General features: G+C 71.9%; 22 protein-coding genes. 14 read left to right on the top strand and 8 right to left on the bottom strand.

The features are described from left to right. Positions 1–6: 6 nt before the first annotated feature. The gene (locus tag AB0M46_RS01245) at positions 7–240 is read right to left on the bottom strand and encodes a hypothetical protein (RefSeq protein ID WP_363332170.1); all 234 of its coding nucleotides are present in this window, start codon (positions 238–240) and stop codon (positions 7–9) included. Between the two features lie 176 nt (positions 241–416). Here AB0M46_RS01245 and AB0M46_RS01240 point away from each other — a divergent pair, with 176 nt between their 5' ends. Further along, positions 417–1937, top strand: coding sequence for a GGDEF domain-containing protein (locus tag AB0M46_RS01240; protein ID WP_363332169.1), 1521 nt, complete (start codon positions 417–419; stop codon positions 1935–1937). A 178-nt stretch (positions 1938–2115) separates the two neighbouring features. On the opposite strand, the gene AB0M46_RS01235 is transcribed toward AB0M46_RS01240, so the two are convergent. Further along, positions 2116–3636 (bottom strand): bifunctional diguanylate cyclase/phosphodiesterase, encoded by a 1521-nt coding sequence (locus AB0M46_RS01235; protein WP_363332168.1) that lies wholly within the window; start codon positions 3634–3636, stop codon positions 2116–2118. Positions 3637–3750: 114 nt separating this feature from the next. Between AB0M46_RS01235 and AB0M46_RS01230 the strand changes: the two genes are divergently transcribed. Continuing rightward, positions 3751–4029: a hypothetical protein gene (locus tag AB0M46_RS01230; protein ID WP_363332167.1), complete on the top strand. Its 279-nt coding sequence runs from the start codon at positions 3751–3753 to the stop codon at positions 4027–4029. A 273-nt stretch (positions 4030–4302) separates the two neighbouring features. On the opposite strand, the gene AB0M46_RS01225 is transcribed toward AB0M46_RS01230, so the two are convergent. Further along, complete coding sequence (locus tag AB0M46_RS01225; protein ID WP_363332327.1) at positions 4303–4512, bottom strand: hypothetical protein; 210 nt, start codon at positions 4510–4512, stop codon at positions 4303–4305. Positions 4513–4932: 420 nt separating this feature from the next. On the opposite strand from AB0M46_RS01225, the gene AB0M46_RS01220 reads away from it, so the two are divergent. The 6 genes from AB0M46_RS01220 (at position 4933) to AB0M46_RS01195 (ending at position 12425) form a co-directional block, all read left to right on the top strand. Beyond that, the gene (locus AB0M46_RS01220) at positions 4933–6570 is read left to right on the top strand and encodes a DNRLRE domain-containing protein (RefSeq protein WP_363332165.1); all 1638 of its coding nucleotides are present in this window, start codon (positions 4933–4935) and stop codon (positions 6568–6570) included. 279 nt (positions 6571–6849) lie between these two features. Continuing rightward, positions 6850–8499 carry a S8 family serine peptidase gene (locus AB0M46_RS01215; RefSeq protein WP_363332164.1) on the top strand — a complete coding sequence of 550 codons (1650 nt, stop codon included), beginning with the start codon at positions 6850–6852 and terminating at the stop codon, positions 8497–8499. Between the two features lie 165 nt (positions 8500–8664). Further along, positions 8665–9312: an SRPBCC family protein gene (locus tag AB0M46_RS01210; protein WP_363332163.1), complete on the top strand. Its 648-nt coding sequence runs from the start codon at positions 8665–8667 to the stop codon at positions 9310–9312. A gap of 115 nt (positions 9313–9427) precedes the next feature. Next, entirely contained in the window at positions 9428–9802 is a 375-nt protein-coding gene (locus AB0M46_RS01205) for a response regulator (RefSeq protein WP_363332162.1), read from the top strand. Then, positions 9799–10929, top strand: a complete 1131-nt coding sequence (locus AB0M46_RS01200; protein ID WP_363332161.1) for a HEAT repeat domain-containing protein — start codon at positions 9799–9801, stop codon at positions 10927–10929. Before AB0M46_RS01205 ends, AB0M46_RS01200 begins: the two co-directional genes overlap by 4 nt. Further along, entirely contained in the window at positions 10926–12425 is a 1500-nt protein-coding gene (locus AB0M46_RS01195) for a glycosyltransferase family 2 protein (protein ID WP_363332160.1), read from the top strand. The genes AB0M46_RS01200 and AB0M46_RS01195 overlap by 4 nt, the downstream gene beginning before the upstream one ends. Here the strand turns inward: AB0M46_RS01195 and AB0M46_RS01190 are convergent. From AB0M46_RS01190 to AB0M46_RS01175, 4 genes are all read right to left on the bottom strand, one after another. Then, positions 12385–14058 (bottom strand): ATP-binding protein, encoded by a 1674-nt coding sequence (locus AB0M46_RS01190; RefSeq protein ID WP_363332159.1) that lies wholly within the window; start codon positions 14056–14058, stop codon positions 12385–12387. The genes AB0M46_RS01195 and AB0M46_RS01190 overlap by 41 nt on opposite strands. 77 nt (positions 14059–14135) lie before the next feature. Then, the gene (locus tag AB0M46_RS01185; protein ID WP_363332158.1) at positions 14136–14864 is read right to left on the bottom strand and encodes a hydrolase; all 729 of its coding nucleotides are present in this window, start codon (positions 14862–14864) and stop codon (positions 14136–14138) included. A gap of 356 nt (positions 14865–15220) precedes the next feature. Further along, positions 15221–15928 (bottom strand): response regulator transcription factor, encoded by a 708-nt coding sequence (locus tag AB0M46_RS01180; protein WP_246655778.1) that lies wholly within the window; start codon positions 15926–15928, stop codon positions 15221–15223. Further along, complete coding sequence (locus AB0M46_RS01175) at positions 15925–17856, bottom strand: PAS domain-containing sensor histidine kinase (protein WP_363332157.1); 1932 nt, start codon at positions 17854–17856, stop codon at positions 15925–15927. The genes AB0M46_RS01180 and AB0M46_RS01175 overlap by 4 nt, the downstream gene beginning before the upstream one ends. A 114-nt stretch (positions 17857–17970) precedes the next feature. Here AB0M46_RS01175 and AB0M46_RS01170 point away from each other — a divergent pair, with 114 nt between their 5' ends. From AB0M46_RS01170 to gsmA, 6 genes are all read left to right on the top strand, one after another. Further along, a complete protein-coding gene (locus AB0M46_RS01170; RefSeq protein ID WP_363332156.1) occupies positions 17971–18981 on the top strand; it encodes a histidine kinase dimerization/phospho-acceptor domain-containing protein in 1011 nt (336 codons plus the stop codon). 19 nt (positions 18982–19000) lie between these two features. Continuing rightward, entirely contained in the window at positions 19001–19795 is a 795-nt protein-coding gene (locus tag AB0M46_RS01165; protein ID WP_363332155.1) for an alpha/beta hydrolase, read from the top strand. After that, on the top strand, positions 19788–20345 hold the full coding sequence (locus tag AB0M46_RS01160) for a WHG domain-containing protein (RefSeq protein WP_363332154.1): 558 nt from the start codon (positions 19788–19790) through the stop codon (positions 20343–20345). Before AB0M46_RS01165 ends, AB0M46_RS01160 begins: the two co-directional genes overlap by 8 nt. 145 nt (positions 20346–20490) lie before the next feature. Then, positions 20491–21126, top strand: a complete 636-nt coding sequence (locus AB0M46_RS01155; RefSeq protein WP_363332153.1) for a response regulator transcription factor — start codon at positions 20491–20493, stop codon at positions 21124–21126. Between the two features lie 198 nt (positions 21127–21324). Then, entirely contained in the window at positions 21325–22107 is a 783-nt protein-coding gene (locus tag AB0M46_RS01150) for a hypothetical protein (RefSeq protein ID WP_363332152.1), read from the top strand. A 68-nt stretch (positions 22108–22175) separates the two neighbouring features. Then, positions 22176–23078 carry a sporangiospore maturation cell wall hydrolase GsmA gene (gsmA, locus tag AB0M46_RS01145; protein ID WP_363332150.1) on the top strand — a complete coding sequence of 301 codons (903 nt, stop codon included), beginning with the start codon at positions 22176–22178 and terminating at the stop codon, positions 23076–23078. Positions 23079–23084: 6 nt separating this feature from the next. Here the strand turns inward: gsmA and fxsT are convergent, their stop codons facing one another. Continuing rightward, entirely contained in the window at positions 23085–25529 is a 2445-nt protein-coding gene (gene fxsT, locus AB0M46_RS01140; RefSeq protein ID WP_363332149.1) for an FxSxx-COOH system tetratricopeptide repeat protein, read from the bottom strand. Between the last annotated feature and the right edge of the window lie 31 nt (positions 25530–25560).

Raw genomic sequence — 25560 nt, 5'->3', positions numbered from 1 at the left:
CAACCCTCAGACGTAGGCCTGGCGGATCGCATCGAGCACCCAGCCCATCCGGCGCACCGCCGCGTCCGGGTGCTCCCCGAACTCGTGGGCCACCAGCGCCGCGCACCCCCGCGGCCCGTGCCGCCGCACGCTGGCCATGACCGCCCGGCGGACCCGCTCCGCGTCGCGGGCCTCCGACAACTGCACGTCCGACACGAAGAGCGCCTCGGCGCGGACGTGTTCGAGAAGCTGTGGCGTCATGACTTGCTCCCTTCGCCTCAACCAAGCACACGCTCGCGGCAGAGCACCGCCGTGTCATCCGGGTTGCAGACGGGGTGGCATCGACCTCGCGACTGTGACCGGGAACAACCCCGGCAGGACTGTGGATCATCCGACTGGAGGACCACTTTCGCGCGGCGATAACGGAAAATCATGGTGTGAATACAGTCCGTGAGCAGAGGCCCTTCTGGGCGGCCTTCCTCACGCTCGGGGCGCTGACCGCCGCGGCAATCGCCGCGCTGCGCACCCTCGGCGTGGGCGCGCAGCTGGCCGGCGCCCTGTACGCCGGGCTGTCCATGATCACCGCGCTCGCCGTGCTGGCCGCGGTGTGGCGGTACCGCCCGAACGGTCGCACCGGCTGGCTGCTGCTCGGCGCCGGCCAGCTCATCTACACGGCCGGGGACGTCCTGTACATCGCGCAGAACCTCGCGCACGGCGAGGTCGCGTTCCCGAACGCCGCCGACGGCCTCTACCTGGCGCAGTATCCCCTCGTCGTGGCCGCGCTGGTGAGCTTCGTGCGGCGCCGCACCCCCGGCCGGCACACCCCGTCACTGCTGGACGCCGGCATCCTGGCCATCGCCGCCGGCCTGCTGTCCTGGGTGTACCTCATCGGCCCCCTCACCGCCGCGGAGGGACTGACGCCGGCGGCCCGGCTGGTGACCGTCGCGTACCCGGTCGGCGACCTGCTCGTGCTGGTCATCGGCCTGCGGATGCTGCTCGGCGGGGGCGCCCGCACGCCCAGCTACCTCATGCTGCTGGGCAGCCTGGTCACCATGCTCGCGGCCGACACCGCGTTCACGGTCCTGGGCGGCCCGGCGAACGGCTGGGAGTGCTTCCTGTGGCTGATGGCCTACGCTCTGCTCGGCGGCTCGGCCCTGCACCCCTCCATGCGGCGCATCGACGACCCGGCGCCGGTGCGGGCGGTCCCCACCACGCCGGCGCGCCTGGTGGCCCTGGCCGCCGCGTCATTGCTTGCCCCGGTGGTACTGCTGGTGCAGTACGCCCGCGGCACAACGCGCGACGTCCCGGTCATCGCCGTCGCGTGCGCCCTGCTGTTCCTGCTCGTCCTCGGGCGGATGGCCGGCCTGGTCGCCGACCAGCACCGGCTGGCCGTGACCGACGCGCTGACCGGCCTGCGCACCCGGCGGGCGTTCGAGGAGCGCCTCCGCGCCGCGCGGAGGGGCCGCCCGCTCGGGCTGATCCTGGTGGACATCGACCACTTCAAGCGGGTGAACGACACCTTCGGCCACCCGACCGGCGACCGGGTCCTGCGCGAGGTCGCGGACCGGCTGCGCGCGGCGGCCGGGCCCGGCGTGACCCTGGCCCGCTACGGCGGCGAGGAGTTCGCGCTGCTCGTCTCGGACGCCGACGCGGAGCGCACGGCACAGGTCGCGGACCGGCTGCACGCGGCTGTGGGCGGCGGGCCGATCGAGCTGGGTGCGGGCGTCCACCGCGCCGTTTCGGTCTCCGCCGGTACCGCGGTGCTCCCCGCCGACACCGCCGACCCCGCCGAGCTGGTGCAACTGGCCGACCGGGCGCTCTACGCGGCCAAGCGGGCCGGCCGCGACCGGGTCGTGGCGGCCGGCCGGTCCGCGAAGGTCACCCGCGTCCCGGCCGAGCCCGACAACCGGCCCGCCCCGCTACCGCGCCCCCGCCGCACCGAGCTCGAGGCCGCCTGACCCCGCAACACAAAACCGCACCAGGCCGCCGAACCCCGGACACAAATCCGCCCAAACCGCACCAAGCTCAAGCCCACCCGACCCGGAAAACAACCGCGCCCGAGCCGCACCATGCTCGACCCTGGGACACGAATCGCTCGAGCTGCACCTCGCACGGCGGGCGGCGGATCCGCCGCGCTCACCGCGCCCGCGCCGCGCCCAGCTCCAAGCCGCCGGACAGGAGCGGCTCGAGGACGTCGGGCGGTACCGGGCGGGAGAACAGGTAGCCCTGGGCGTGCTCGCAGCCCAGCGCCCGCAGCGTCGCCGCCTGCTCCTCGGTCTCCACGCCCTCGGCCACGGTCTGCAGCGACAGCCCACCGGCCAGCTGCAGGATCGCCCGCATGAGCGTGGTGTCGACCGAGGTGGCGATGAACGTGCGGTCGACCTTCAGCACGTCGACCGGCAGGTGGACGAGGTAGGCCAGGGACGAGTACCCGGTGCCGAAGTCGTCGATGGCCACGCGCACGCCGTCCGCGCGCAGCACATCGAGCCGGGCCGTGGACTCGGCGTCGGCGACCAGCGCGCTCTCGGTCACCTCCAGCACGAGCGCGGTGGGCGGCAGCCCGCCCGCGGCCAGCGCGGCCCGCACCCGCTCGACGAAGTCCGGCTCGCGCAACTGGTGGGCGGCGACGTTCACGGTGACGCTGATGCCGGAGCGCTCGTGCCACTCCCGCGCCTGCGCGCACGCCCGGGCCAGCACCCACCAGCCCAGTGGCACGATCAGGCCGATGGCCTCGGCGACCGGCACGAACACGCCCGGCGGGATCGCCTCGCCGCCCGGCGGGTGCCAGCGCAGCAGGGCCTCGACCGCGGTGACCCGCCCGTCGCTCAGGCGCACGACCGGCTGGTAGTGCAGCTCGAACTCGCCCTCGCGCAGCGCCCGGCGCAGCCCCGCGGCGAGCTCCCGGTGCCGGTCGGCGGCGGTGCGCAGGCCGGTGTCGAACCACACGGTCCGGTCCTTGCCGCCGCCCTTGGCCGCCTCCAGGGCCAGGTCGGCGTCGCGCAGGATCTCCGCCGAGGTGCGCTGCCCGTCGGCCACGACCACGCCGGCACTGCCGGTCAGGTGCACGGTCCGCCCGGCCAGGGCAAACGCGGCCCGCAGCGCGGCCAGCGCCCGCTCGGCCGCGTCGGGCGGCGCCGGCCCGCGCCACACGGCCGCGAACTCGTCGTCGCCCGGGCGCGCGAGCACGTCGGCGTCCGGCAGGGCGGCCCGCAGCCGCTGCGCCACCTGCACCAGCAGCGCGTCCCCGGCCTGGTGCCCGAGCTCGTCGTTGATCTCCTTGAAGCCGTCGAGGTCGAGCAGCACCACGCTGAGCCCCGGCCCGATGTCGTGCAGCAGGGCGGTGAGCATGGCCCGGCTGGCCAGCCCGGTGACCGGGTCGCGGGTGGCCCGGTCGCGCAGGGCCCGCTCCAGCCCGCGGCGGCGGGCCGAGGACCGCTCGAGCGAGCGCGTCAGGCGCCGCGCGCGGTGGCGGACGAGCAGCACGGCGATGCCCGCCGCGGCCAGCGCCGTCGCGCCGGCCAGGAGGGACGAGAACTGCCTGGCCATCGCCGGTACGGCGGCCAGAAACGCCGCCCCGGCCACCCACACGGCGGCGAGCAGCGCCCCCTGGCGACCCGCCCCGGGCCGCCGCGGACGAGGGCTCGGCTTGCGACGCACATGTGCATGCTATCGGCCTAATATCCGATTTCTCCGACTTGCCGGATAACACGCGGCGCGATCGTCCCGCCGACCCATCCCGTTGACGCGACGTACAGCGTACGTCTAACGTGGATGACGTACACCGTACGTTCTATCCGCTCCGCCTTCGGGGAGGGCATCAAGATGGCCGGAGAACGTCAACCGGAAGGCCTGCTCCACCGCCTGACACACCGCATCCCGGGCGTCCCGGGACACGCCGACCACCCGCCCGGCCACCAGGGCCGGGCGTTGCGGAAACCGCGCCCCGAAGGGGCGCCGAAGAACCGGAACCACACCGCCGCACGGCCACCTCGGGTGCTCGTGGCCTGGCAGCGCCGGGTCGCCGCCCTCTTCGGCCGGCAACTGCCGTGAGTGCGGCGGCCGGACCACCCGGCGAGCCGGCGGCGCCGGCCCGGAATCCGGCATTTGAGGCCCGGACGGGCCTGCACTGGCGCGGCCGCCTCGTGGAACTCGTCCTACCCTCGCTACTGCCGCTGTGCCGGCAGGAACTCCAACAAATAGCCGACTCTCGCGCACTATCCACGCACAGCGGAATATCCGGAAGTATCGGATAAGTCCGCAAGACGCGCATGGCGCCGCAGCCCGAGGGCCACGGCGCCATGCGCGCTGTTCAAGAGGTGGCGATCAGCTCCGCCACTCGAAGCCGGACTCCACGACGACCTTGTCCGCGGTGGCGGCGATCCGGTCGGCGAAGCGGTTGGCGTGGTGGCCGCAGAACGACAGCTCCCCGGCGTTGGCGAAGGTCGCGGTGAGCTTCGCCGCGGCGCCGCAGCTGTCGCAGCGCTCGCCCTCCAGCTCGGGGACGACGTGAACGGCCGGGCGCGAGATCAGCATCGGGGTCATTTCAGTCTCCTCGAAAGTCGAACCGGCGGGCAGCTGGTTGAAATGTGGCATTTCTGGGTCTTGCGCCTTACCGGACCAACATTACGTTCGCCGGAATTGAGCGCCTAGTTCGTAAGCGTTGGCATTCGGTCACCGGTCGGTTGCCGGAACCGACCGTTCGTCTGATGCATCACGAGGGCGGTCCACATACCCGACCGGCACCGTTTTGACACCTACTGCCTGGCCAGGTGGCCCATCTCACGAATGAGCGCGGCAAGTCCACAGTGGACCGGTCGGGACACCCCAACGGCAACTTCCGGCGAACCGGGGGTGTACCCCGGGCTGGCGAATCTTGTGGAGGTCCGGATGACACAGCCGGATCGCAGCACCCGCTCCCCAGGATTGCGCCAGCTACGGAAGGGCTTTGAATAGATGATTCGCCGCAATGCCCGCACCTTGATGCCGATCGCCGCGCTCGCCCTCGGTGCCGGACTCGGCACCGCCGTCTACTGCGCCCCCGCCGCCGCTGCGGAGACGACCGACGTCGTGCGCTCGGGCGCCGCGGACGACACCTACAGCTCCAGCTCCCGCCCGTCGTACAACTTCGGCTCCTCCAGCAACCTCGTCGCGGGCCGCCAGGGCGCGGACACGATGATCGGCTTCCTGAAGTTCACCGTGGCGGCCCCGGGCGCCGGTGCCAGCGTCAAGGGCGCCAAGATCACGCTGACCCGGGCGTCCGGCAAGCTGCCCGGCTCGATCGTGCTGCGCAAGGTGACCGACACGGCATGGACCGAGAAGACGCTGAACGCCAAGAACAACCCGGCCCTCGGCGCCGCGATCGGCACCGCCAAGCCGGCCGCCACCGCCGCGACGGTCTCCTTCGACGTGAGCTCCGTGGTCAAGGGCGCCGGGACGTACGCCTTCGCGGTGACCTCGACCGTGGCCAACACCCCGGCCCGGTTCCGCTCCGCCGACGCGCCCACCGGCCAGCCCGCGCTGGATGTCACGGTGACCCGCAAGGCCGTCACCGAGCCGACCGAGAGCGCCCCGGCGAAGCCCCCGACCACACCGGCCACGAGCCCGACCACACCGGCCACGAGCCCGACCACGCCGGCGACCACGGACCCCGGCGACTGCGCGGTGGGCGCCAAGCTCGTCCCGACCTGCGGCGTGCTGTGGGGCGCGGCGGCCGGCGGCTTCTCCGACGTGCCGCGCGACGAGGCCCTGAAGACCTTCGAGGCGAAGACGGGCCGGACGTCGACGATTTACCACACGTACCACAAGGGCGACGAGCTGTTCCCCACCAAGAACGAGATCGCCATGACCAACGACCCGGCGCGCCCGCGCACGCTGATGCTGAACTGGAAGGTCGGCTACGGCACCACGTGGGCCAACGTGGCCAAGGGCAGCGAGGACGCGCGCATCGACCGGCTGGCCACCTACATCAAGGCCAACTTCGCCACCAAGCCGTTCTTCATGGTGCTGCACCACGAGCCGGAGAACGACGTCAACCCGAAGGACGGCTCGGGCCAGACGGCCAAGGACTTCGCCGCCATGTTCCGCCACACCGCGCTGCGCCTGAAGGCCGACGGCGTCAACAACGCCGTGTTCGTGGTCGCGTACATGAACTACGAGAAGTGGAACAGCGCGTCGTGGTGGTACGACATGTACCCGGGCGACGACGTCGTGGACTGGATCGGCGTGGACACCTACAACAACGCGCAGCCGGGCGGTTTCCACTACGGCGACTTCAACTACATGATGAACCGCACCAGCGCCGGCTTCCCGGGCTTCTACAACTGGGCCACGACCAAGCACCCGGGCAAGCCGGTCATGGTCGCCGAGTGGGGCGTGTACGACTCGTCCGCCACGGTCGCGGGCAAGAACAAGGCCGACGTCTACGCCACCGTCCTGCCCCAGCTGGCCAAGATGCCCCAGATCAAGGGCCTGGTGTACTTCGAGACCGCGCGCGACCAGAGCGGTCATGACATCCGCATGGACGACACCCCGGAGGCGCTGGCCGGCTTCAAGAAGATCGCCGCCGACCCGCGTTTCAACGTGAAGCTCTAACACCCGGTTCCCCCCGGTGAGTGAAGGCCGCTCGGACCATGCGTCCGGGCGGCCTTCGCCATTTCCGGCGGAATTCGCCGGGAAAACCTTCCGGCAACCGGCGGCAACCGGGGGCCCAAGCGCGCCCCCGGCGCCGGGCAACCGCCCTGCTACCTGCGGGGCCCCGGGGCAACCACCCGCGGCCCGCAAGCTTTTCGTAGCAAGGAAATGCCACACCGGACCACGGCAAATCAAATGACGCAACGATATGCCGGCTCACCGTAAAGGGATGCAGACATAATGACGAAGAACATCGCCCGTCGCGCCATTACCGGAATCGTCTTCGGCGGCGCCGCCGCGGCCCTGACCGCGGCCTCCTTCGGCGCCTCCGCCTACGCCGCCCCGGCCGAGGGCACCGTGCGGGGCACCGACGCCGCCGGCGCGCTCAAGGACCAGTACATCGTGGTCATGAAGGACGGCTCGACGACGACCTCGGACACGCTCGCCGGCAAGGTCGGCGGCAGGGTCAGGGACCGGTTCGACAGCGCGGTGCGCGGTTTCTCCGGTCGCATGAGCGCCACCGCGGCCCGCCGCCTGGCCGCCGATCCCGACGTCGCCTACGTCGAGCAGGACCGCAAGGTCTCCATCGAGGGCACCGAGACCGGCGCCACCTGGGGCCTGGACCGCATCGACCAGCAGGCGCTGCCGCTCGACGGGTCCTACACGTACGGCCCGGCCGGCGACGTCACCGCGTACATCATCGACACCGGCATCCGCCTGACGCACAGCGAGTTCGGCGGCCGCGCCCGCTCCGGCTACGACTTCGTGGACAACGACGCGGACGCGAGCGACTGCCAGGGCCACGGCACGCACGTCGCCGGCACCGTCGGCGGCAAGACCTACGGCGTGGCCAAGGACGTCAAGCTGGTGGCGGTCCGCGTGCTGGACTGCTCCGGCAACGGCTCCTACTCGCAGATCATCGCCGGCGTCGACTGGGTCACCAAGAACGCCGTCAAGCCCGCGGTGGCTAACATGAGCCTGGGCGGCTCGGCCGGCACCACCCTGGACAACGCGGTCAAGCGCTCCATCGCGGCCGGCATCACCTACGCGGTGGCCGGCGGCAACGACTCCGCCAACGCGTGCAGCAAGTCCCCGGCCCGCCTGCCGGAGGCGATCACCGTCGGCGCCACCGACAACACCGACACCCGCGCGAGCTTCTCCAACTTCGGCAACTGCCTGGACATCTTCGCGCCGGGCGTGAACATCACGTCCAGCTCGAACAGCTCCAACACCGCCACCCAGCGGATGAGCGGCACCTCGATGGCCACCCCGCACGTGGCCGGCGCGGCCGCGCTCTACCTCGGCTCGCACCCCGCCGCCACCCCGGCGGAGGTCCGCGACGCGCTGGTCAACGGCGCGATCTCCGGCGCGGTGAAGGGCGCGGGCAGCGGCTCGCCGAACAAGCTCCTGTACACCGGCACGCTGACCGAGACCACCCCAGCCACCCCGACGACCCCAGCCACCCCGACGACCCCGGACGACCCCGCGACGCCGACCACGCCGACCACGCCGTCCAACCCGACGACGCCGGCCACGCCGGCCGCCTGCGCCCCGGCCGTGAGCACCGCCTCGGTCGCCATCCCGGACCCGGGCACCGCCGCCAGCAAGGTCGTCATCGCCAACTGCGCCGGCAAGGGGGCCAAGAACGCCACGGTGAAGGTGTCGATCAAGCACGCCGACCGCGGTGACCTGCGCATCGACCTCATCGCCCCGGACGGCACCGACTACAAGCTCAAGAGCTCCACGTCGACCGACCACAACGCGTTCACGACCACCACCTACACGGTCGACCTGTCCGGCAGGGTCCGCAACGGCACCTGGACCCTGCAGGTCAAGGACGTCTTCAGGGGCGACGCCGGCAAGCTGACCGGCTGGACGCTCACCGTCTGACCCACCGGAACCACGAAGGCCCTCACCGCCCCCCGGTGAGGGCCTTCGTCGTAGCCAAACAGGGATATCTAATCCTGAAAATCCCCCACAATTGGGGCGTATCAGCCGTACCGTCAGGGGCAAATCAAGGTCACGAGGGCAGTCACGATGGCAAGGGGGACCACCATGAGCACCGCCAGAGAGTCGATCGAGGTGGCCGTACCGGTGGAGGTCGTCTACGAGCAGCTCGCCCACTTCGAGAACTACCCCCAGTTCATGTCCGGCGTCATGAGCATGGCCCCGATCGACGCCTCCACCGCGCACATGGTGCTCGACCTCGAGGGGATCCGGGCCGAGTTCGACGCGCGGATCACCGAGGCCCGTCCCGGCGAGTTCCTGTGCTGGGAGGCGATGGACGGACCGCAGGTGATCGAGGCGCTGCGGCTGGAGCCGATGGCTGACGACATGACCCGGATCATCGCGGAGCTGCAGATCGACGCCCGCGAGCTGATGCCCGCCGAGGAGCACGCGGCGGAGGTGCTCAACCGGCGGCTCAAGGCCGACCTGAAGGGCTTCAAGCGGTTCTGCGAGGAGGCCGCCAAGGCCGCGAAGGAGGCCACGACGGCCGAGACCAAGGAGACCAAGAGCGCACCGCGGCCCAGCCCGGCCACCATTGCCCGGGGCATCGCGCGCGGCATCGCCTCGGCCTCCGGGCTCACCCACCACGCCACCAACGAGCGCCCGGCCCAGCCGGCCTCCGGCAACGGCAACCTGGGCCCGATGCAGCACGTCGGCGAGCGGGGCACCCGGGTCCGCCAGCAGCACGACATCTAGGCCAGCGAGCCCAAAGGGCGCCGGCCCATCGGTCGGCGCCCTTTCGCTATCCCCCGGAAATCTCCCCAAAAGCCGCATATCCTAAAGACCTAGGGTGAGAGGAGCGAGCGGAGCGATGACCGCGATCCTGGTCGCCGACGACGACATGGACATCAGGGACCTCGTAGCCTTCAAGCTGGAGCAGGCGGGGTACGACGTGGTAGCCGTCGACAACGGCCTCGCCGCACTCACCGCGGCCACGCAGAACCCGCCCGACCTGGTGGTCCTCGACGTCATGATGCCCGGCATGTCCGGCATCGACGTGTGCCGCCAGCTGCGCCAGGAGCAGGCCACCAAGGGGCTGCCGATCATCCTGCTCACCGCCCGCGCCCAGGAGGGCGACGTCGAGGTCGGCTTCGGCGCCGGCGCCGACGACTACATCGTCAAACCCTTCAGCCCGCGGGAGTTGGTGAGCCGGGTCGAGGCGGTCCTGGCCCGCATGCGCACGTGACGCTCGCCGGCGCCGCTCTGGTGGCGCTGCTCGTCATGCTCTTCGCCGCGCTCGTCCTCGGCGGCCTCATCATCGGGGGCCGCGCGGTGCGCCGCGCCCGCGAGGCCAAGCGGGCGAAGCTGGCCAAGCCCGCCCGGCAGCTCCTGCTGGCCATCGCGGCCGGCGACGACGACGACGCCCAGGTCGAGCAGCTCGTGCGGCTGCCCGAGGAGGTCTGGCTCGCGGTGGAGCCCAACGCGGTCGCGCTGCTGGGCAAGGTCCGCGGCGAGGCACACGCCCTGCTCGTCGACGTCTTCGAGCGCCGCGGCGCCGCCTGGCGGGCCCGCAGCCAGCTCAAGCGGCGCGACCCGGTGGCCCGCGCGATGGCCGCCGAGGTGCTGGGCAACCTCGGGCGCAAGGACGCGCTGCTGCCCCTGTGCGACCTGCTCTCCGATCCCGACGCGGACGTGCGCGTGGTCGCCGCCCGCTCGCTCGGCCGCATCGGCGACGCCGGCGCGACCCAGCCGCTGCTGGCCACGCTGCCCAGCCGCCGGCCGGTCCCGGCCCACGTGGTGGCGACCGCGCTGACCCGGCTCGGCACCGAGGCCCAGGGCGCGCTGACCGCCTCGCTGGACGACCCGCGGGCGCCGGTGCGGGCCACGGCGGCCGAGGTGCTCGGCCTCATCGGCGCGGTCGGCGCGACCGTGCGGGTGGAGAGCGCCCTGCGCGCCGATCCTTCCCTCGAGGTGCGGATCAGCGCGGCGCGTTCCCTCGGCCGGCTGGGCACCCGCACGGCGATGGCGCCCCTGCTCGATGCTCTAGACGAAGACAAGCCGGCGGTACTGCGAGCAGAGGCCGCCAAGGCGCTGGGCGAGCTGGGCGCGGTGAGCGCCGCACCGGTCCTCACCGAGCTGCTGGCCGACCCGGACTACGCCGTCGCCCACAACGCCGCGCGGTCCCTGCTCCGGCTGGGCAACGCCGGGCGGGCCGCGCTGGTGGCCGCCGAGCACCGCGCGCACGTACGCCCCCGGCACAGCGCCGAGCCCGACGAGGGGCCCGACCCGGAGGTGCTGCTGGGCGCGGCCCACGCCCGCGAGGCGCTGGCCGCCGCCGAGCTGGACGACCACCGCAAGCAGACGGTGCCATGACCGCCGACTGGGTGCGCGACCTGCTGCACGTGACGGACATCTTCATCCTGACGTACTTCCTCGCCATCAACAGCAGCTATCTGGTGCTCATCGTGCTGGCCGGCGCCGAGTTCGTGCACCACCTGCGCCGGATCCCCTTCGCCGGGCACGAGGAGACGTACCGCAGCCCGCTCACCGAGCCCATCTCGGTGCTCGTCCCCGCGCACAACGAGTCGGCCGGCATCGTGCAGTCGGTGCAGGCGATGCTGGCCCTGCGGTACCCCGTCTTCGAGATCATCGTCATCGACGACGGCTCCAGCGACGACACGTTCCAACGGCTGGAGGAGGAGTTCGGCCTGGTCGAGGTGCCGCGCGTGGTCCCCGACGCGACCCCGACCCGGGGCGGCATCATCTCCATCCACGTGCCCAAGGACCGCCCCGACCCGCTGGTCGTGGTGCGCAAGGAGAACGGCGGCAAGACCGACGCGCTCAACACGGGCATCAACGTGGCCCAGTACCCGCTGGTGTGCATGGTCGACGCGGACTCGATCCTCGACCCGCAGGCGCTGCTGTCGGTGGCCAAGCCGTTCTCGGACGACCCGGTGCGCACCGTCGCCTCCGGCGGGGTCATCCGCGTCGCCAACGGCTGCTCCGTCGTGGCCGGCCGCATCGTGGACGTACGGATGCCGAGGCAATGGCTCCCCCGGGTGCAGGTCGTGGAATATCTGCGGGCCTTCCTGCTCGGGCGGACCGGCTGGTCGCGGCTGGGCGGGCTGCTCATCATCTCCGGCGCGTTCGGCATCTTCCGCAAGGAGCTGCTCATCGAGGTGGGCGGCCTGGCACACGACTGCATCGGCGAGGACGCCGAGCTCGTGGTACGGCTGCACAAGCACCTGCGCCGGCAGAAGCGCGACTACCGCATCGTGTTCGTGGCCGAGCCGGTCTCGTGGAGCGAGGCCCCGAGCACGCTGAAGGTGCTGGGCAAGCAGCGCCGGCGCTGGCACCGCGGGATCGCCGAGATCCTCGGCAAGCACCGCCCGATGATCCTCAATCCGCGGTACGGCCGCATCGGCATGGTCGCGATGCCCTACTACGTGCTGTTCGAGCTGCTGGCCCCGGTCATCGAGCTGGCCGGGGTGATCCTCGTGCCGCTCGGCCTCTACGTCGGTGCCGTCGACGCCCGGTTCGCCGTGGTCTTCGTCTCGGTCGCCTACGGCTACGCGCTGCTGCTCAACCTCATCGCGCTCACCGTCGAGGAGTACTCGTTCCACCGCTACCACCGGTGGACGGACCTGGTCGCCTCGGTGCTCGCCTCGATCGTGGAGAACGTGGGCTACCGGCAGCTGACCGCGCTGTGGCGGACCATGGGCATGTGGTCGGCCATCCGCGGCGGCAAGCACGTGTGGGGCGAGATGACGCGGACCGGCTTCCAGACGGTACAGACGCAGCCCTTCGACAAGGCTCCCGAGGCGCCGGCTACAACCAGAGAGGACGCTCGCGCGGAAGCCGGATCGTGAACGTGGTGCCGTGCCCGAGCAGGCTCTCCACGGAGATCTCCCCGCCGTGCCCCTCGACGATCGTCTTGGTGATCGCCAGGCCCAGCCCGGCCCCCTGCACCGCCTCGCGGACCGCGAAGGTGCCCCGCCAGAAGCGGGTGAACAGCTTCTTCTGCTCGTCGGGGTCGATGCCGACGCCGTTGTCGCGGACCTCGATCTCCACGTGCTCGCCGTCGACCCGCGCGACGAGCTCGACCAGCCCGCCGTCCGGGGTGAAGTTGACGCCGTTGACGAGCAGGTTGGACAGCGCCCGCTGCAGCTGGCCGGCGTCGGCCTCGACCCGCCCGAGCGAGTCCTGCACCGACAGCACCAGCCGGTGCCCACGCCGCTTGGCCCGCGGCTCGACGGCGGCGTGCGCGGCCGCGAGCACGTCGTGCAGCTCGGTCGGGCGCAGCTCCAGGTCGAAGACGCCGGCCTCCACCTTGGAGATGGTGAGCATGTCCTCGATGAGGGCGCGCAGCCGGTCGGAGTTGCGCCCGATGACGCCGAGCATGCGGCTCTGGGCCGGGGTGAGCGGCCCGGCGTCGCCGGAGGTGAGCACCTCGAGGTGGCCGATGACGTTGGTCAGCGGCGTGCGGAACTCGTGCGACACCGTCGCCACGAAGTCGCTCTTGGCCAGGTCGAGCTCGCGCAGCCGGGACACCGCCTCGCGCTCGTGCTCGTAGGCGTGGCGCAGCGCGTCCTCGGTCCGCTTGCGGTCGGTGATGTCGTGCACGAAGGCGTTGAACGACCAGCCCGTCATCGGGTCCTGCACGGCCCACACGGCGAGCTCGACCGGGAACGCGTAGCCGTTGGCGTGCCAGGCGGTGATCTCGAAGCGGTTGTCGAGGACCCGCCGCTCCCCCGTCGTCAGGAAGCGGCCCACGCCGAGATGGTGGGCGTCGCGGTACTGCGGGGGAATGATCGTGTCGGCCAGCCGGCGCCCGACGGCCTCCTCCTTGGACAGCCCGAACACCTTCTCCGCGGCCGCGTTCCAGGCGGTGATCATCCCGCCCTCGTCCATGGCCACGAACGCCTCGACGCAGCTGTCGAGCACGCGCTGCAGCCGCTGCGAGCCGAAGAGCAGCGCCTGCCGGGCGGCCATCCGGTCGGCCACCCGGCCGAGCTGGATGCCCACGTCGGACATGATCTCCAGCAGCCCCGGATCGGGCTCGGCCGGCTCGCGGGTGAAGAACTCGAGCACCGCGGCGACGACCCCGCGCGCGGTGACGGGAAAGGCGATCGCGGCGCCGACGCCCGCGATGTCGGGCCGCACGAACGTCCTCTCCTCGGACACGTCGGCGATCCACTGTGGACGGCCGGTCTTGGCGGCCCGGCCGACGATCCCGCCGCCGAGGGGGAAGGACACGTCCTGGCTGGCCCTGCGCAGCTCGGCGAACTCCCCCGGCACCTCCTCGTGCCACACGTCGGTGGACACGAAGACCCGGCGGTCGCGGTCGTCGGGCAGGCACAGGTGGCCCACCGGCCATCCGGTCGCCGCGCACACCGCATTGATCACCGGCAGGCCGGCGTCCCGGATGTCGTCGGCCTCGTTCGCGATCCGTGTCGCCTCCTGCAGCAGGGAGACGAGGACGAGTTCGCGATCCTTCGGCACACCTTGATCCTAAAGGTCTGGCCCGCCACGATTCGCCGGTTTCGGGCGAACCATGACGGGCCTGGACTGCTGTGCCCTCAGGCGGCCACGGACTCCTCCTCCAGCGCCGTGGCGACCTCCCGGACGTACCGGTAATGCCCGACCTCGCCGGAGCGCACCGCGTCGCTCGCCGCGGCCAGGCGCACGCCCTGCTCGGCGCAGGCCCGGGCCAGGCGCAGCCCCGGCAGCCGGTGCCGCTCGCTGATCTCGACCACGGTGGCGTTGGCCCGGCAGGCCTCGACCAGCTCGGCGATGGCACTGTCCGGCACCGCCTGCTCGTCGATGCCCGCGCGGGCCAGGAAGTCCAGCGGCCGGGCGAGGTGGGTCGGCGCGTAGCGGGACACCCGCTCGACGGCCAGCCCGGTCACGGTGACCACCTGGTCGATGACGTCGAGGGCGCGCATCGTGCCGGCCTCGATCTGGGCCCGCACAACGTCGGGGGTGAGCAGCCCGGCGGGCAGCGGCAGCCGGTTGAGCCCGACGGAGATCACTTCGAGGCCGCCGAGGTCGGCCGGGAAGGCGAGCCAGCCGTCGATGCCGATCGCCTCCACCTCGACCCCGCGGCGCAGGACGACGTCGGTGCGCTGCTGCGCCCGCTGGATGGAGGAGAGGTACGGCGGAAGCCAGCTCGTGTCCGGTCCGACCCGGTCGGCGAAGGTGAGCTCCGCGAGGCCGGCCTGCTCAGCGGCGGCGACGAGCACACTGACGCTGTCACGACCGGACGAGAACGCGGTGTGGACGTGCCCGTCGGCGGAAAGGTCGATCATCAGGCTCTCATTTCGTGGGCGGGGTTGGGCGGGACGCTTACCAGCTTGGGCAGGCTGGGTCGCGGCGGCCGTTCCCGGTCGGGTGCGGCTCGGTTCAGCGGCCGCCGACGATTCCGCCAGCCCGGCCTCCCCGCGCGGCCTTTGCCCGAAATGTCGGGCGCTGGCGCGCCACGACATTTCGGACTTATACCCGGCCGGGGTATAAATCCGATAAGTCGTGGCGCGCCAGCGCCCGACTTATCGGTCTCGCGGCCTACGCTCCAGTTGCCCGCTTGCGGCCCGAATTGCCGCGCCTACGCCCCGGTTGCCCTGCCTGCGGCCTACGCCCGAGTTGTCGCGCCTAGGTATCCGCAGGGCTACTCGGCGCGATCCATGACCGGACGGCGGTAGCGGTACCCGAAACCGCGCACCGACTCGATGGGCGACGCGTCGGGATCGGTCCAGCCGAGCTTGCGCCGCAGCCGCAGCACCGCGAACTTCACCCGCTCCGGCCCGATCCCGGTCGGGTCGTCCCACGCCTGCGCCAGCAGCTGGTTGGGCGAGAGCACCGCGCCGGCGTGCCGGACCAGGACGTTGAGGAGCCGGAACTCGGTCGGGGTCAGGCGCACCTCGTCGCCGGCCACGAACGTGCGCCGGGCCGCCGGGTCGATGCGCAGGACGCCGTCGTCGTACACCTCGTCGGCCCACGACGCCGGGCCCGCGCTGCGGCGCAACAGGGCCTCCACCCGGGCCACCAGCTCGGCGTTGGTGAAGGGCTTGGTGAGGTAGTCGTCGGCGCCGCCGCGCAGGCCGCGGACCTTGTCCGACTCCTGGCCGTGCGCGGTGAGCAGGAGCACCGGCACGTCGCTGACGTCGCGCAGGCGCTCCAGGACCTGCCAGCCGTCCATGCCGGGCAGGCCGATGTCAAGAATCACCAGCTCGGGGCGCTCCGTATAGGCGTCACGCAGGCCGGTGCGGCCGTCCTTGGCGTGCGCGACCTGATGCCCGGCGCGCGTGAGGAGCAGGCGCAGTGCCATGGCGATATCCGGATCGTCCTCGACGACGAGAAGTCGGCTCACGATCATCCCCCATTTCGTGCCGGTCGCGTGGGCAACGACAGCGTGACCGTCGTGCCGACCCCTTCAGTGCTGGCGACGCTGATGCTGCCGCCGTGTAACTCGACGATGGCCCGGCTGACGACCAGCCCGAGTCCGGTGCCGGGCATGACCTGCCGCCCGACGGCCGCGGTCACGTTGGAACCGCGGAAGAACGCGCTGAACAGCCGCGGCAGGTCGGCGGCGGGAATGCCGACGCCGGAGTCCGCCACGGACACGCTCCAGCCCTCGCCGTCGGCGTGGTCCTCCAGGCCCGGCCAGGCCTTGACGGTCACCCGCCCGCCGCTGGGCGTGAACTTCACGGCGTTGCTGACGAGGTTGTCCACCACCTGATGCACCCGGGTGTCGTCGCAGACGATGTCCGGGCCGTCCTGGCAGTCCAGGAGCAGCTCGATGCCGGACGCCCGGGCCGCGGGCAGCCGCTCGGCCACCGCGACGCCGAGCAGCTCCGGCAGGCGGGTCGGGATCGGCTTGAGCTGCAGCGTGCGGGCCTCCAGGCGGGACAGCAGCAGCAGGTCCTCGATGAGACGCAACAGGCGGTTGGCGTTGCGGTCGATGACGGAGAGGTACGTGCGCTGGTCCTCGGAGAGGTCCCCGCTCGTGCTGTCGCCGAGCAGGTGCGAGAACGCCACCACGGAGGAGAGCGGGCCGCGCAGCTCGTGCGAGACGCTGGCCACGAACTCGTTGTTCATCGCGCTCGCCTCGACCAGGGCCTGGTTGCGCTCCTCGAGGCCACGGCTGCGCTCCTCCAGCCCGCGGCGCACCGCGACCCGGGCGGTGACGTCGCGCAGGTGGATGAGCGTGCCGCCGTCGGCCCGCCCGGCGCCCGGGCCGGTCACCGGCACCAGGTCCAGCTCGAGCACCCGGCCGTCCTCGAAGCCCAGCTCCTCGCCGACGACGGCCCGCCGGGCGCGGAAGCCGGACCGCAGGCGATCCACGCGGTACGCCTCCGTCCCCAACCGCGCGATGGTGCGCTGGATGACCTCGACCCAGTCCAGCGGCTCGGGGTCGGGGTCGTGCTCCGGGCTGACGTCGAGCACGCCGGTGTCCAGCAGCCGATGGGCGGCCCGGTTGGCCAGGCACACGCGCCCCTCGTCGTCGAGCATGAGCAGCCCGTCGTCCATCGTCTCCACGACCCGGGCGAGGCGCTGCTGCTCGATCCGCGCGGTCCGCTCGGTCTCGCGCTGGGCGGTGACGTCGTAGCCGAAGAAGACGACCGCGCCCACCTCGGGATCGTCGACGAAGCTCCGCGCGCCGACCTCGATGGTTCGGAAGCGTCCGTTGACCGTGCAGACCCGCAGGTCCTGGGCGGCGTCGGGGTGGCGCCCGGCGCAGCAGGCCAGGAACAGGGCCACCGCCGCCGGCCGGTCGTCGGGGTGCACGATGTCGAGCAGGCGGAAGTCGGGCGGGCGGTGCCGGTCGTAGCCGAGGACGGCGGTGAACGCGTCGGAGACGGCGCTCCAGCCGCGGCCGGGCTCGACCACGAGGATCATCGCGCGGGCACCGGTGGTGATCGCCCAGGCCAGCCGCGAGCCGTGCATCGGCGGCGGGGCCATGGCCCGGCACGGCTGGGCCATGGCGCGGTCGGCGGCCGCGGCGATCTCGGCGGCCGCGGTGCGCAGTTCGGCCCGGGCGGGCGCGGCGCTGAACTCGACCCTCAGCTCCTGGCCCCACTGCGCGGGCCCGACCGGCAGCCGCTCGACGAGGTCCAGGTCGCCGACGACCGGGGCGAGCGCGGGCACGATGGCGGCGGCGCGCACGCCGGAGAACCCGCGGTACTCGGCCACGAGCCGCTGGGCGTCCACCACCGTGGCCGCCCTCGCCGCACGCACCACCAGGTCGACCACGGCCCCTTCGATAAGGCCGGTGTCGACCAGACGGTCGGTCTCTCCACGCAAGGCACTCCTCGCCGGCAGCGCCTGCGACACTTGTCGCTTACTGTCGGTGCTCACATACTCTACGCAATGTAATGACATGTCCTGTAACGTTTCCGGAGGACCGAGCAGGTGCTCATGCGTGACGAAGCGGCCGACGCGGACATCGGGGTCGACACCGCCGGCGACATCAGCGAGTGGCCGGCCCGGGCGGCCGAACTGTTCGGGTACGAACGGTCCCGGGCGCTCGGGGCCTCCTTCGCCCGGCTGCTGCTCCCGCCCCGGCTGCAGGGCACCGCGCTGCCGCGCGGGATCGAGCTGGACGTGCCGATCGTGCACCGCGACGGCCACGAGCTGCACGCGGCGCTGCTCCTGCGGGACGGCGCGATCGCGTTCCGCCCACTCCCCCACCGCTGCCCGCCCGACGCCGAGCTCTACCTGCGCGCCACCGCCGACCCCGACCTGCCCGAGCGCCACCGGCTGCTGACCGAGCTGTCGCAGCTGCGCACCGAGTTCATCCGGGTCGCCTCGCACGAGCTGCGCACCCCGCTGACGTCGATCGTCACGTTCGCCACCATGCTCGAGTCCGGCGACGACGCGACCGCGATGAGCCCGCAGGACCGCCGGGCCGCGCTCGCGGTGATCCGGCGCAACGCCGAGCACATGCAGGTGCTGGTGGCCGACCTGCTGCTGCTGACCCGGCTGGAGACGGCCGAGGCACCGCTGGACCTCGCCCCGCTGCACCTCTCGGAGCTGCTGGATTTCCCTGGGGTACCGCTCCAGGTCGGCCCCGGCCCGCAGCCGCTGGGCGACGGGCATCTGCTGCGCGAGCTCTTCCACACCGCGGTGGAGATCGGCCGGATCGTCGGCCCGCCGCGGATCGAGGCGGCGTACGGCAACGGCCGCTGGACCGTGGTCGTGTCCGTCGCCGCCGAGGGCGGGCTCACCGCCGAGCGCCTGCTGTCGATGCGCATCCCGCATCCGGAGAAGGCGGAGGAGTACCGGACCGGCGCCCTCGCCCTGATGCTCGGGCGGGAGATCGCCGCGCGGCACGGCGGCACGATGCTGACCTCCGTCGACCGCCCGGGCGTCACCGTGCGGGTCAGCTTTCCCGGCGTCGCGTCGCCGGCGCTTGACGTCCGAAGCTAATGACATTAGCTTCTTAGCTATGACACAGAGCTTTGTACATGAGAACGGCACCATCGCCTACGACGACACCCTCGGCGCCGGCCCCCTGGTGCTCTGCCTGCCCGGCCTGGGCGTCAACCGGCACACCTTCGACCCGTTCGTCCCCGAGCTCGTCGCCGCCGGCTACCGGGTCGTCACCATGGACCTGCGCGGCCAGGGCGAGAGCGACGCGGTCTGGGCCGACTACTCCCCCGAGGCCATCGCCCGCGACGCGATCGCGCTGCTGCGCCGCCTCGACGCCGGCCCCGCGGTGCTGTTCACCAACTCCTACACCGGCGCGAGCGCCATCTGGGCCGCCGCCGAGGCGCCCGAGCTGTTCTCGGCGGTCGTGCTGTCCGACCCGTTCGCCCGGGTCATGCCCGCCCCCGGCCTCCTCATGCGGGCCGCCATCCGGGTTGCCGGGCGGTTCCGGCCGCTGTGGATGACGTACTGGGCGTCGCTGTACAAGTCGCGCCCGGTCGGCAAGGCCGAGAAGGCGGCGCTGTCGGCGAACCTGGCCGAGCCCGGCCGGATGGCGGCCCTGCGCGCCATGTTCGCCGCCGACGTGGCGGTCTGCGCGGGGCGCGCCGGCGAAGTGCGCACCCCGGCCCTGGTGCTCATGGGCTCCAAGGACCCCGACTTCCCGGACCCGGCGGCCGAGGCGCGCCTGGTGGCCGACGGGATCGGCGGCGAGGTCGCGATGATCGAGGGCGCCGGGCACTACCCGCACTCGGAGATGCCGGCCGAGACCGCCGCCGCCGTGCTGGCCTTCCTCGGGCAGCGGGCGCATGCCTAGGGCCGGGCTCAGCCCCACCGCCGTCGTCGCCGCCGCCCTGCGCATCGTCGACGACGGCGGGCCGGGCGCGCTGACGCTGGCCAACGTGGCCGCCGCCTGCGGGGTGGCCACGCCGTCGCTGTACAAGCACGTCGCCGGCCTGGCCGAACTGCGGGCCCGGCTGGCGGTCCACGTGATGGACGAGTTCACGGCGACGGTGACCACCGCGATGCTCGGGCTCAGCGGCGACGAGGCCCTGGAGGCGCTGATGCGGGCGTACCACGCTTACGCGACCACCCACCCGAACCGCTACGCGCTCATCCCCCAGGTGCCCGACCCGGACGCGCACGTGCAGGCGGCCGCCGCCCGGTTTCTCTCCGTCGTCTTCGCCGTGTTCAAGGGCTACGACCTGACCGACGCCCAGGTCGTGCACGCCACCCGGGTGCTGCGCGCGGCCATGCACGGCTTCGCGGTGCTCGACACGCAGCACTCGTTCCAGATGGGCGAGGACATCGCGACCACCCACAACGCGCTCATCGCGACGCTCAGGCATCTCCCGAGCGTGCTGTAGGACACCGGTGGACAACGTCCCCCGGTTGCAGGACAGGTGCCGACGAGCGCAGCTCGATTGCGGCATCTTCCCAGCTCACGGGGCTCGCTGCGACGCTGGTTGGGCAACATTCGCCGCCCGGCCACACCCCGTAGGGAGCCCTCTGATGACGATCCGACTGGTCGCCGTCGACGAACACGTCCTCCTCCGCCTCGGACTCAACCGCGTCGTGGCCACCGTTGCGGACATCACCCTCGTCGGGGAGGCGGGCAGCGCCGCCGACGCCGAGCGTGTCGTCGCCGAGACCCGTGCCGAGGTCGTCACCATCGACGCCCAGCTCGCCGACACCGACGGCATCTCGCTCGCCCGCAAGCTGCGCGCGACCAGCCCGGACCTCGGCGTCGTGCTGCTGAGCGCGGTGAGCGACGACAACCTGCTGTACCGGGCGCTGGACGCCGGCCTGTCGGCCTACGTCACCAAGGCCGCCCCGATCTCCGCGGTCCTCGCCGCGATCCGGCACGCCGCCGTCGCCCCGCACTCGTTCACCGCGCCGGGGTTGTCCTCCGCACTGTCGCGCCGCCGCGGCCAGACCGGCCTGCTCAGCCAGCGCGAGCAGGAGGTGCTCTCCCTGATGCGCGACGGGCTGAGCCTGCCGACGATCGCGCAGCGCCTCGCCGTGTCGGAGGCGACGGTGAAGACCTACGTCTCGCGCCTCTACAGCAAGCTGCGCGTCAACAACCGGTCGCAGGCCCTCATGGCCGCGGTCAATCAGGGCCTGCTCGTCTCGGTCGACGCCGCCTAAGCCTAAGCACTCCCAGGCGGGGATGGTCACCCGCTGGTCTGTCCGGTGAGGGTGCGCGAACCGCCTGATGATCACCCGGCACGCCGTTGCCGGGCGGGTGTCGACGCGTCGCGGACGGGAATCAGGAGCGCCATGGCGCCTCCGCCGCATTTGCCGAAAATCACCCCCGCGCGGCGTAGCGCGGATCAGAATGAGCATGTGCCAAAGATCGACAATGGTCTGGCGGCAATCCTACGGGCGCTGCTCCCGCTGGTGCTCTGCGTGGCCTGGCTCGTGGGCGAGCCGCCCATGACGATGCACACCGCGCGCTTCGCCGTGGTCGTGCCGGGCCCGCCGATCGGGCAGCCCGCCGAGGCGGCCATGGGCGGGGCCCGCTGCGCCGACCCGGCCGGGACCTGGCTGGGGATGCGCTGGCGCACCGAGCTCAAGTGGCGGGTGAACGAGCGGACCATCCCGGCGTACCTCGGCGACCGCACCGGCGTCGTGAACTCCCTGCGCAACGCGGCCACGAGCGTCGAGACCGGGCGCAACGACTGCGGCCTGCCCGCCAACCTGGGGATCTCCGAGTCGTACGCCGGAAAGACCGACCACGTCGCCGGCGTCACCCCGTCGGGCGGCTGCGGCGAGCGCGACGGCACCAACGCGGTCTCCTTCGGCCCGCTCAACCATGGCCTGCTCGCCGTGACGTGCATCTGGTGGTACGGCGGCAAGGAGAACGGCCGCAGCGTCGAGACCGACATCCTGATCGACGACACCCAGGGCCTGTTCTTCCTCAGCACCCCGCCCTCGTGCACCAACCGCTGGGACCTCGAGGGCACCCTGACCCACGAGTTCGGCCACGCCTTCGGCCTCGGCCACGTGGCCTTCGCCCAGCACTCGGCGCTCACGATGACCGACGGGCTACCGGACTGCTCCACCGCCTACCGCGGGCTCGGCCTGGGCGACTACCTGACGCTCAAGCAGCAGTACGGCACCAACTGACCTGCAACCAGCGGGGAACGACCCGCGCAACGGTGACTGACGACCTTTGAGGGGACCACCCACCCCTCATGGGAGATCAGTACATGCTGCGCACCCTCAAGCGTTCCGTACTCGTACCGGCCCTCGCCCTTGCCGCGACCGCCACGACCCTGCTCGTTGCCGCCGCACCGGCCGACGCCGCCGTCGTCAGCGTCCGCGTCAAGGGCGCCCTCGCGGCCCGCACGGGCGCCGCCAACTGGTTCGGCCAGACCCGGACCATCAAGAACAACACGAAGGTCACCGTCACCTGCCGGGTGAACGGCCAGTACCTGCGGGGCAATGTCCGGCGCACCGCGCAGTGGGACCGCACCACCGCCGGCGACTACGTCTCGCACGCCTACGTCTCGGGCAACCCGAAGCTCCCGGTGTGCGCGCCCCCGGCCGCCCCGCCGGCCACCACACCGGCGGCCGCCCCGACCACGGCCCCCGCCGTCCCGATGGGCCCGACCGGCACCATGACCAACGAGCAGTTCCTGGCCGCGTCGATCCCCGCCGCCCAGCAGAGCCAGCGCGACACCCAGGTCCCGACCTCGGTGACCCTGGCCCAGGCCATCCTGGAGTCGGGCTGGGGCCGCAGCTCCCTGTCGGCCAACGACCGCAACTTCTTCGGCATGAAGTGCTTCAACAACGCGACGGGCCCGTACGCGGCCGGTTGCAAGGCCTACAGCACCCAGGAGTGCGACGCCCAGGGCGTGTGCTCGACGACGGTGGCCACCTTCCGCACCTACAACTCGGCCGCCGACTCGTTCCGCGACCACGGCGCCAGCCTGAAGTCCCTGAGCCGCTACGCCGCCGCCTTCAACTACCCGAAGGACCCGAACCAGTTCATCGCCGAGGTCCACAAGGGCGGCTACGCGACGGACCCGCTGTACACCACGAAGGTCGTCGCCCTGATGACCAAGTACAACCTGTACCAGTACGACCTGGCCTGATCGCTCCTACCGACGGCCGCGCCCACCCTTCTTGGGCGCGGCCGTCTTCGCTTTGGCCCGCTCGAGCATCTTGCGCCCCTCGTGGACCCGTCGCAGACGGATGAGCACCATACCGAGTAGGCGGACCGTATAGAGCGTGTGGCTGTGGTCATCCCCAAAAACGCGCCGGGAGCGTGCATACGTGCTCTCGAGGATCGGAAGCGCCTCGGCGGGACGGCCCAACTCGAACAGCGCTCTCGCCACGTTGTTGGCCGTATCGAGCGTATCCACGTGGTCGTCGCCTAGGAGAGCACGGCAACGCACATACGTCTCCTGAGCAGTGACGAGGGCTTCGGCGAATCGTCCAATATGGATCAGGTCGTTGGCCAGATTGTTGGCCGAGCTCAGGGTTTGAGGGTGTTCCTCACCGAGCACGCGGCGAACCTTGGTGTAGGTTCGCTGTTCGATGGCCAAGGCCTCGAATCGTCGCCCGAGCTGGCTCAGACTGGTGGCCACATTGCTGGCCGACAGCAGCGTGTCCGGATGGTCTTCCCCCAACACCTGCAGCCGGCGCTCGTGCGTGTCGCGGTCGATGGCGACAGATTCGTCGTATTGCTCGAGACCGTGCAACGCGCCGCCGAGGTCGGAAGCCGAGATCAGTGTGTCGGGATGATTATCGCCGAGAAGCCGCCTGCGACGGTCGTACGTCCGCTGGCCTATGGCGAGGGCTTCCGCGTATCGGTCCACCTGCAGCAAAGCAAAGGTCAGCACGGCAGCTGCCTGCAGCGTCCGAAGATCATCGGGTCCTAGTCGCGCTTCGTATCCGGCGTGCAAGCGTTCGGCGAACTGACATGCGCCCTGGCGAGTGTCGATCGAGACCAGATAGACGCCGGCCTGACAGGCCAGCTCGCAGAACCCGGCGTCACCGCTCGCGGCCGGGTCGACGGCGAGGATGTGCGGCAGCAGGGCGGCCCAGCGTGGCCACTGTCGGGGGTCCTTGCCATCGTCGAGGCCGGCCGACAGCAAGGCCTCCTCGAGTTCGAGGCGAATACGCACCCGCCCGGCAGGGGACGTGCTGTCCCGCACGATGGCCTGCGTCAGGCGGTGCAGCTGCAGGGTGCCATTGCCGACCCGGGCCAGGCCGTACTCGCCGATCGACTGCCGGGACCGTGCCAGGGCCAGCTTCGACCCGGCTGTGAACAGGTCGGTCGGGATCGGCTCGGGACCGAGGAAGGCGCACTGCACGAGCAGGGTCGCGGCGGCTGGGTCCCGCTCGGTCAAGCGCTGCACGGCGGTGCGGACAACCGCGGCCAACGGGACCGGATAGCCCGCCGGGGTGCCCTCCGACAGGATCTCGGCCGTCTCCTTGTCCAGCAGTTCCAGGTACTCCGGGACAGTCAGCCCCGTGCGGGCGATGGTCTGACCGGCTTGGGCGAGCGCCAGCGGGAGGTCACCCAGGCGCTCGGCCAGCTCGTCGGCCCGGTCGGCAGTCGGAAGGCTCCGGCGCAGCAGCTCGATCGACTCGGTGCGGGTGAACTCCGGCAGCGGTACCGGGTGGGCCGCCGTCTCCCAGCTCGGATTGCGGGAGGTGATCAGGATGTGGCCCGCGCCCTGCGGCAGCCACGGCAGCAGGTCGTCGCGGTCCTCGGCGTTGTCGAAGACCAGCAGCCAGCCACGCTCGGCGCGCAGGCGGCGAAGGACCGACGCGCCGGCCTCGGGGGCGTCGATAGCCGTCCAGCCGGCCTCCACACCGAGGGCGGTGAGCTGTTCGCCAATCAGGGCCGGGTTCTCGGCGTTGATCCACCAGACGAGGTCGTAGGCGCCGGCGAAGCGGTGGGCGTACTCGATGGCGAGGGTGGTCTTGCCGATGCCGCCGAAGCCGTGCAAGGCCTGGACGACCGCGGTGCGGCCGCCCATCAGCTGCTGGCGCAGCTCCACCAGGTGGGCGTCGCGGCCGGTGAAGGCGGCGTTGCGGCGGGGCACATTCCAGAGCGAAGGCAGTTCCTCCGGCAGCCGGGGCGCCGCGTCGCGAGGGGGCTTGCGCTTGGCGGTTCCCGGGAACTCCGGTTGACCGCCGGCGCCCCGCGGGCCGCGCACGGCGTCGAGCAGGGTCGCCTTGGCCGCGTCCTCGTCCCGGCCGAAGAGGTCGCGATAGACCAGCGCGGCGAGCACGGCCGGCGGGGAAACCTCGGCCACCCGCACCGGGATCATGCGGCGCTGCGGGCCGCGGTCTGCCACGGTGGCGGTCCACTCGTCGGTGGTGAAGCGGCGGCGCTCGAAGTACGCCGGAGACCACAGCATCAGCACCCGGCGCGCTCGGTCCAGGGCGTCGCTCATGCGCAGGACCACGTTGTCGCCCGCGGCCCAGTCCCAGACGTCCAGCTCCACCGAGTAGCCGTCGGCCCGGAGGTGCCAGGCGGCCCACTCGGCCCAGGCGCGGTCGGGGCCGGCGTAGGAGACGAAGACGTCCAAGGTGTCCGAAGGCTTCCGCTTGCCACCCATC

Source organism: Dactylosporangium sp. NPDC051485, from assembly GCF_040682015.1.
GTDB lineage: Bacteria > Actinomycetota > Actinomycetes > Mycobacteriales > Micromonosporaceae > Dactylosporangium.
Note: the sequence above shows the minus strand (reverse complement) of the source record. Positions and strands in the feature narration are given on the sequence as shown.

Excerpts from the sequence above, each read along its gene's own strand:
- AB0M46_RS01215 (WP_363332164.1), top strand. The coding sequence starts at position 6,850 with ATGACGAAGAACATCGCCCGTCGCGCCATTACCGGAATCGTCTTCGGC.
- AB0M46_RS01165 (WP_363332155.1), top strand. The coding sequence starts at position 19,001 with ATGACACAGAGCTTTGTACATGAGAACGGCACCATCGCCTACGACGAC.
- AB0M46_RS01225 (WP_363332327.1), bottom strand. The coding sequence starts at position 4,512 with ATGCTGATCTCGCGCCCGGCCGTTCACGTCGTCCCCGAGCTGGAGGGC.
- AB0M46_RS01180 (WP_246655778.1), bottom strand. The coding sequence starts at position 15,928 with ATGATCGTGAGCCGACTTCTCGTCGTCGAGGACGATCCGGATATCGCC.
- AB0M46_RS01195 (WP_363332160.1), top strand. The coding sequence starts at position 10,926 with ATGACCGCCGACTGGGTGCGCGACCTGCTGCACGTGACGGACATCTTC.
- AB0M46_RS01205 (WP_363332162.1), top strand. The coding sequence starts at position 9,428 with ATGACCGCGATCCTGGTCGCCGACGACGACATGGACATCAGGGACCTC.
- AB0M46_RS01220 (WP_363332165.1), top strand. The coding sequence starts at position 4,933 with ATGATTCGCCGCAATGCCCGCACCTTGATGCCGATCGCCGCGCTCGCC.
- AB0M46_RS01185 (WP_363332158.1), bottom strand. The coding sequence starts at position 14,864 with ATGATCGACCTTTCCGCCGACGGGCACGTCCACACCGCGTTCTCGTCC.
- AB0M46_RS01210 (WP_363332163.1), top strand. The coding sequence starts at position 8,665 with ATGAGCACCGCCAGAGAGTCGATCGAGGTGGCCGTACCGGTGGAGGTC.
- AB0M46_RS01155 (WP_363332153.1), top strand. The coding sequence starts at position 20,491 with ATGACGATCCGACTGGTCGCCGTCGACGAACACGTCCTCCTCCGCCTC.
- AB0M46_RS01230 (WP_363332167.1), top strand. The coding sequence starts at position 3,751 with ATGACGTACACCGTACGTTCTATCCGCTCCGCCTTCGGGGAGGGCATC.
- gsmA (WP_363332150.1), top strand. The coding sequence starts at position 22,176 with ATGGGAGATCAGTACATGCTGCGCACCCTCAAGCGTTCCGTACTCGTA.
- AB0M46_RS01170 (WP_363332156.1), top strand. The coding sequence starts at position 17,971 with ATGCGTGACGAAGCGGCCGACGCGGACATCGGGGTCGACACCGCCGGC.
- AB0M46_RS01245 (WP_363332170.1), bottom strand. The coding sequence starts at position 240 with ATGACGCCACAGCTTCTCGAACACGTCCGCGCCGAGGCGCTCTTCGTG.
- AB0M46_RS01160 (WP_363332154.1), top strand. The coding sequence starts at position 19,788 with ATGCCTAGGGCCGGGCTCAGCCCCACCGCCGTCGTCGCCGCCGCCCTG.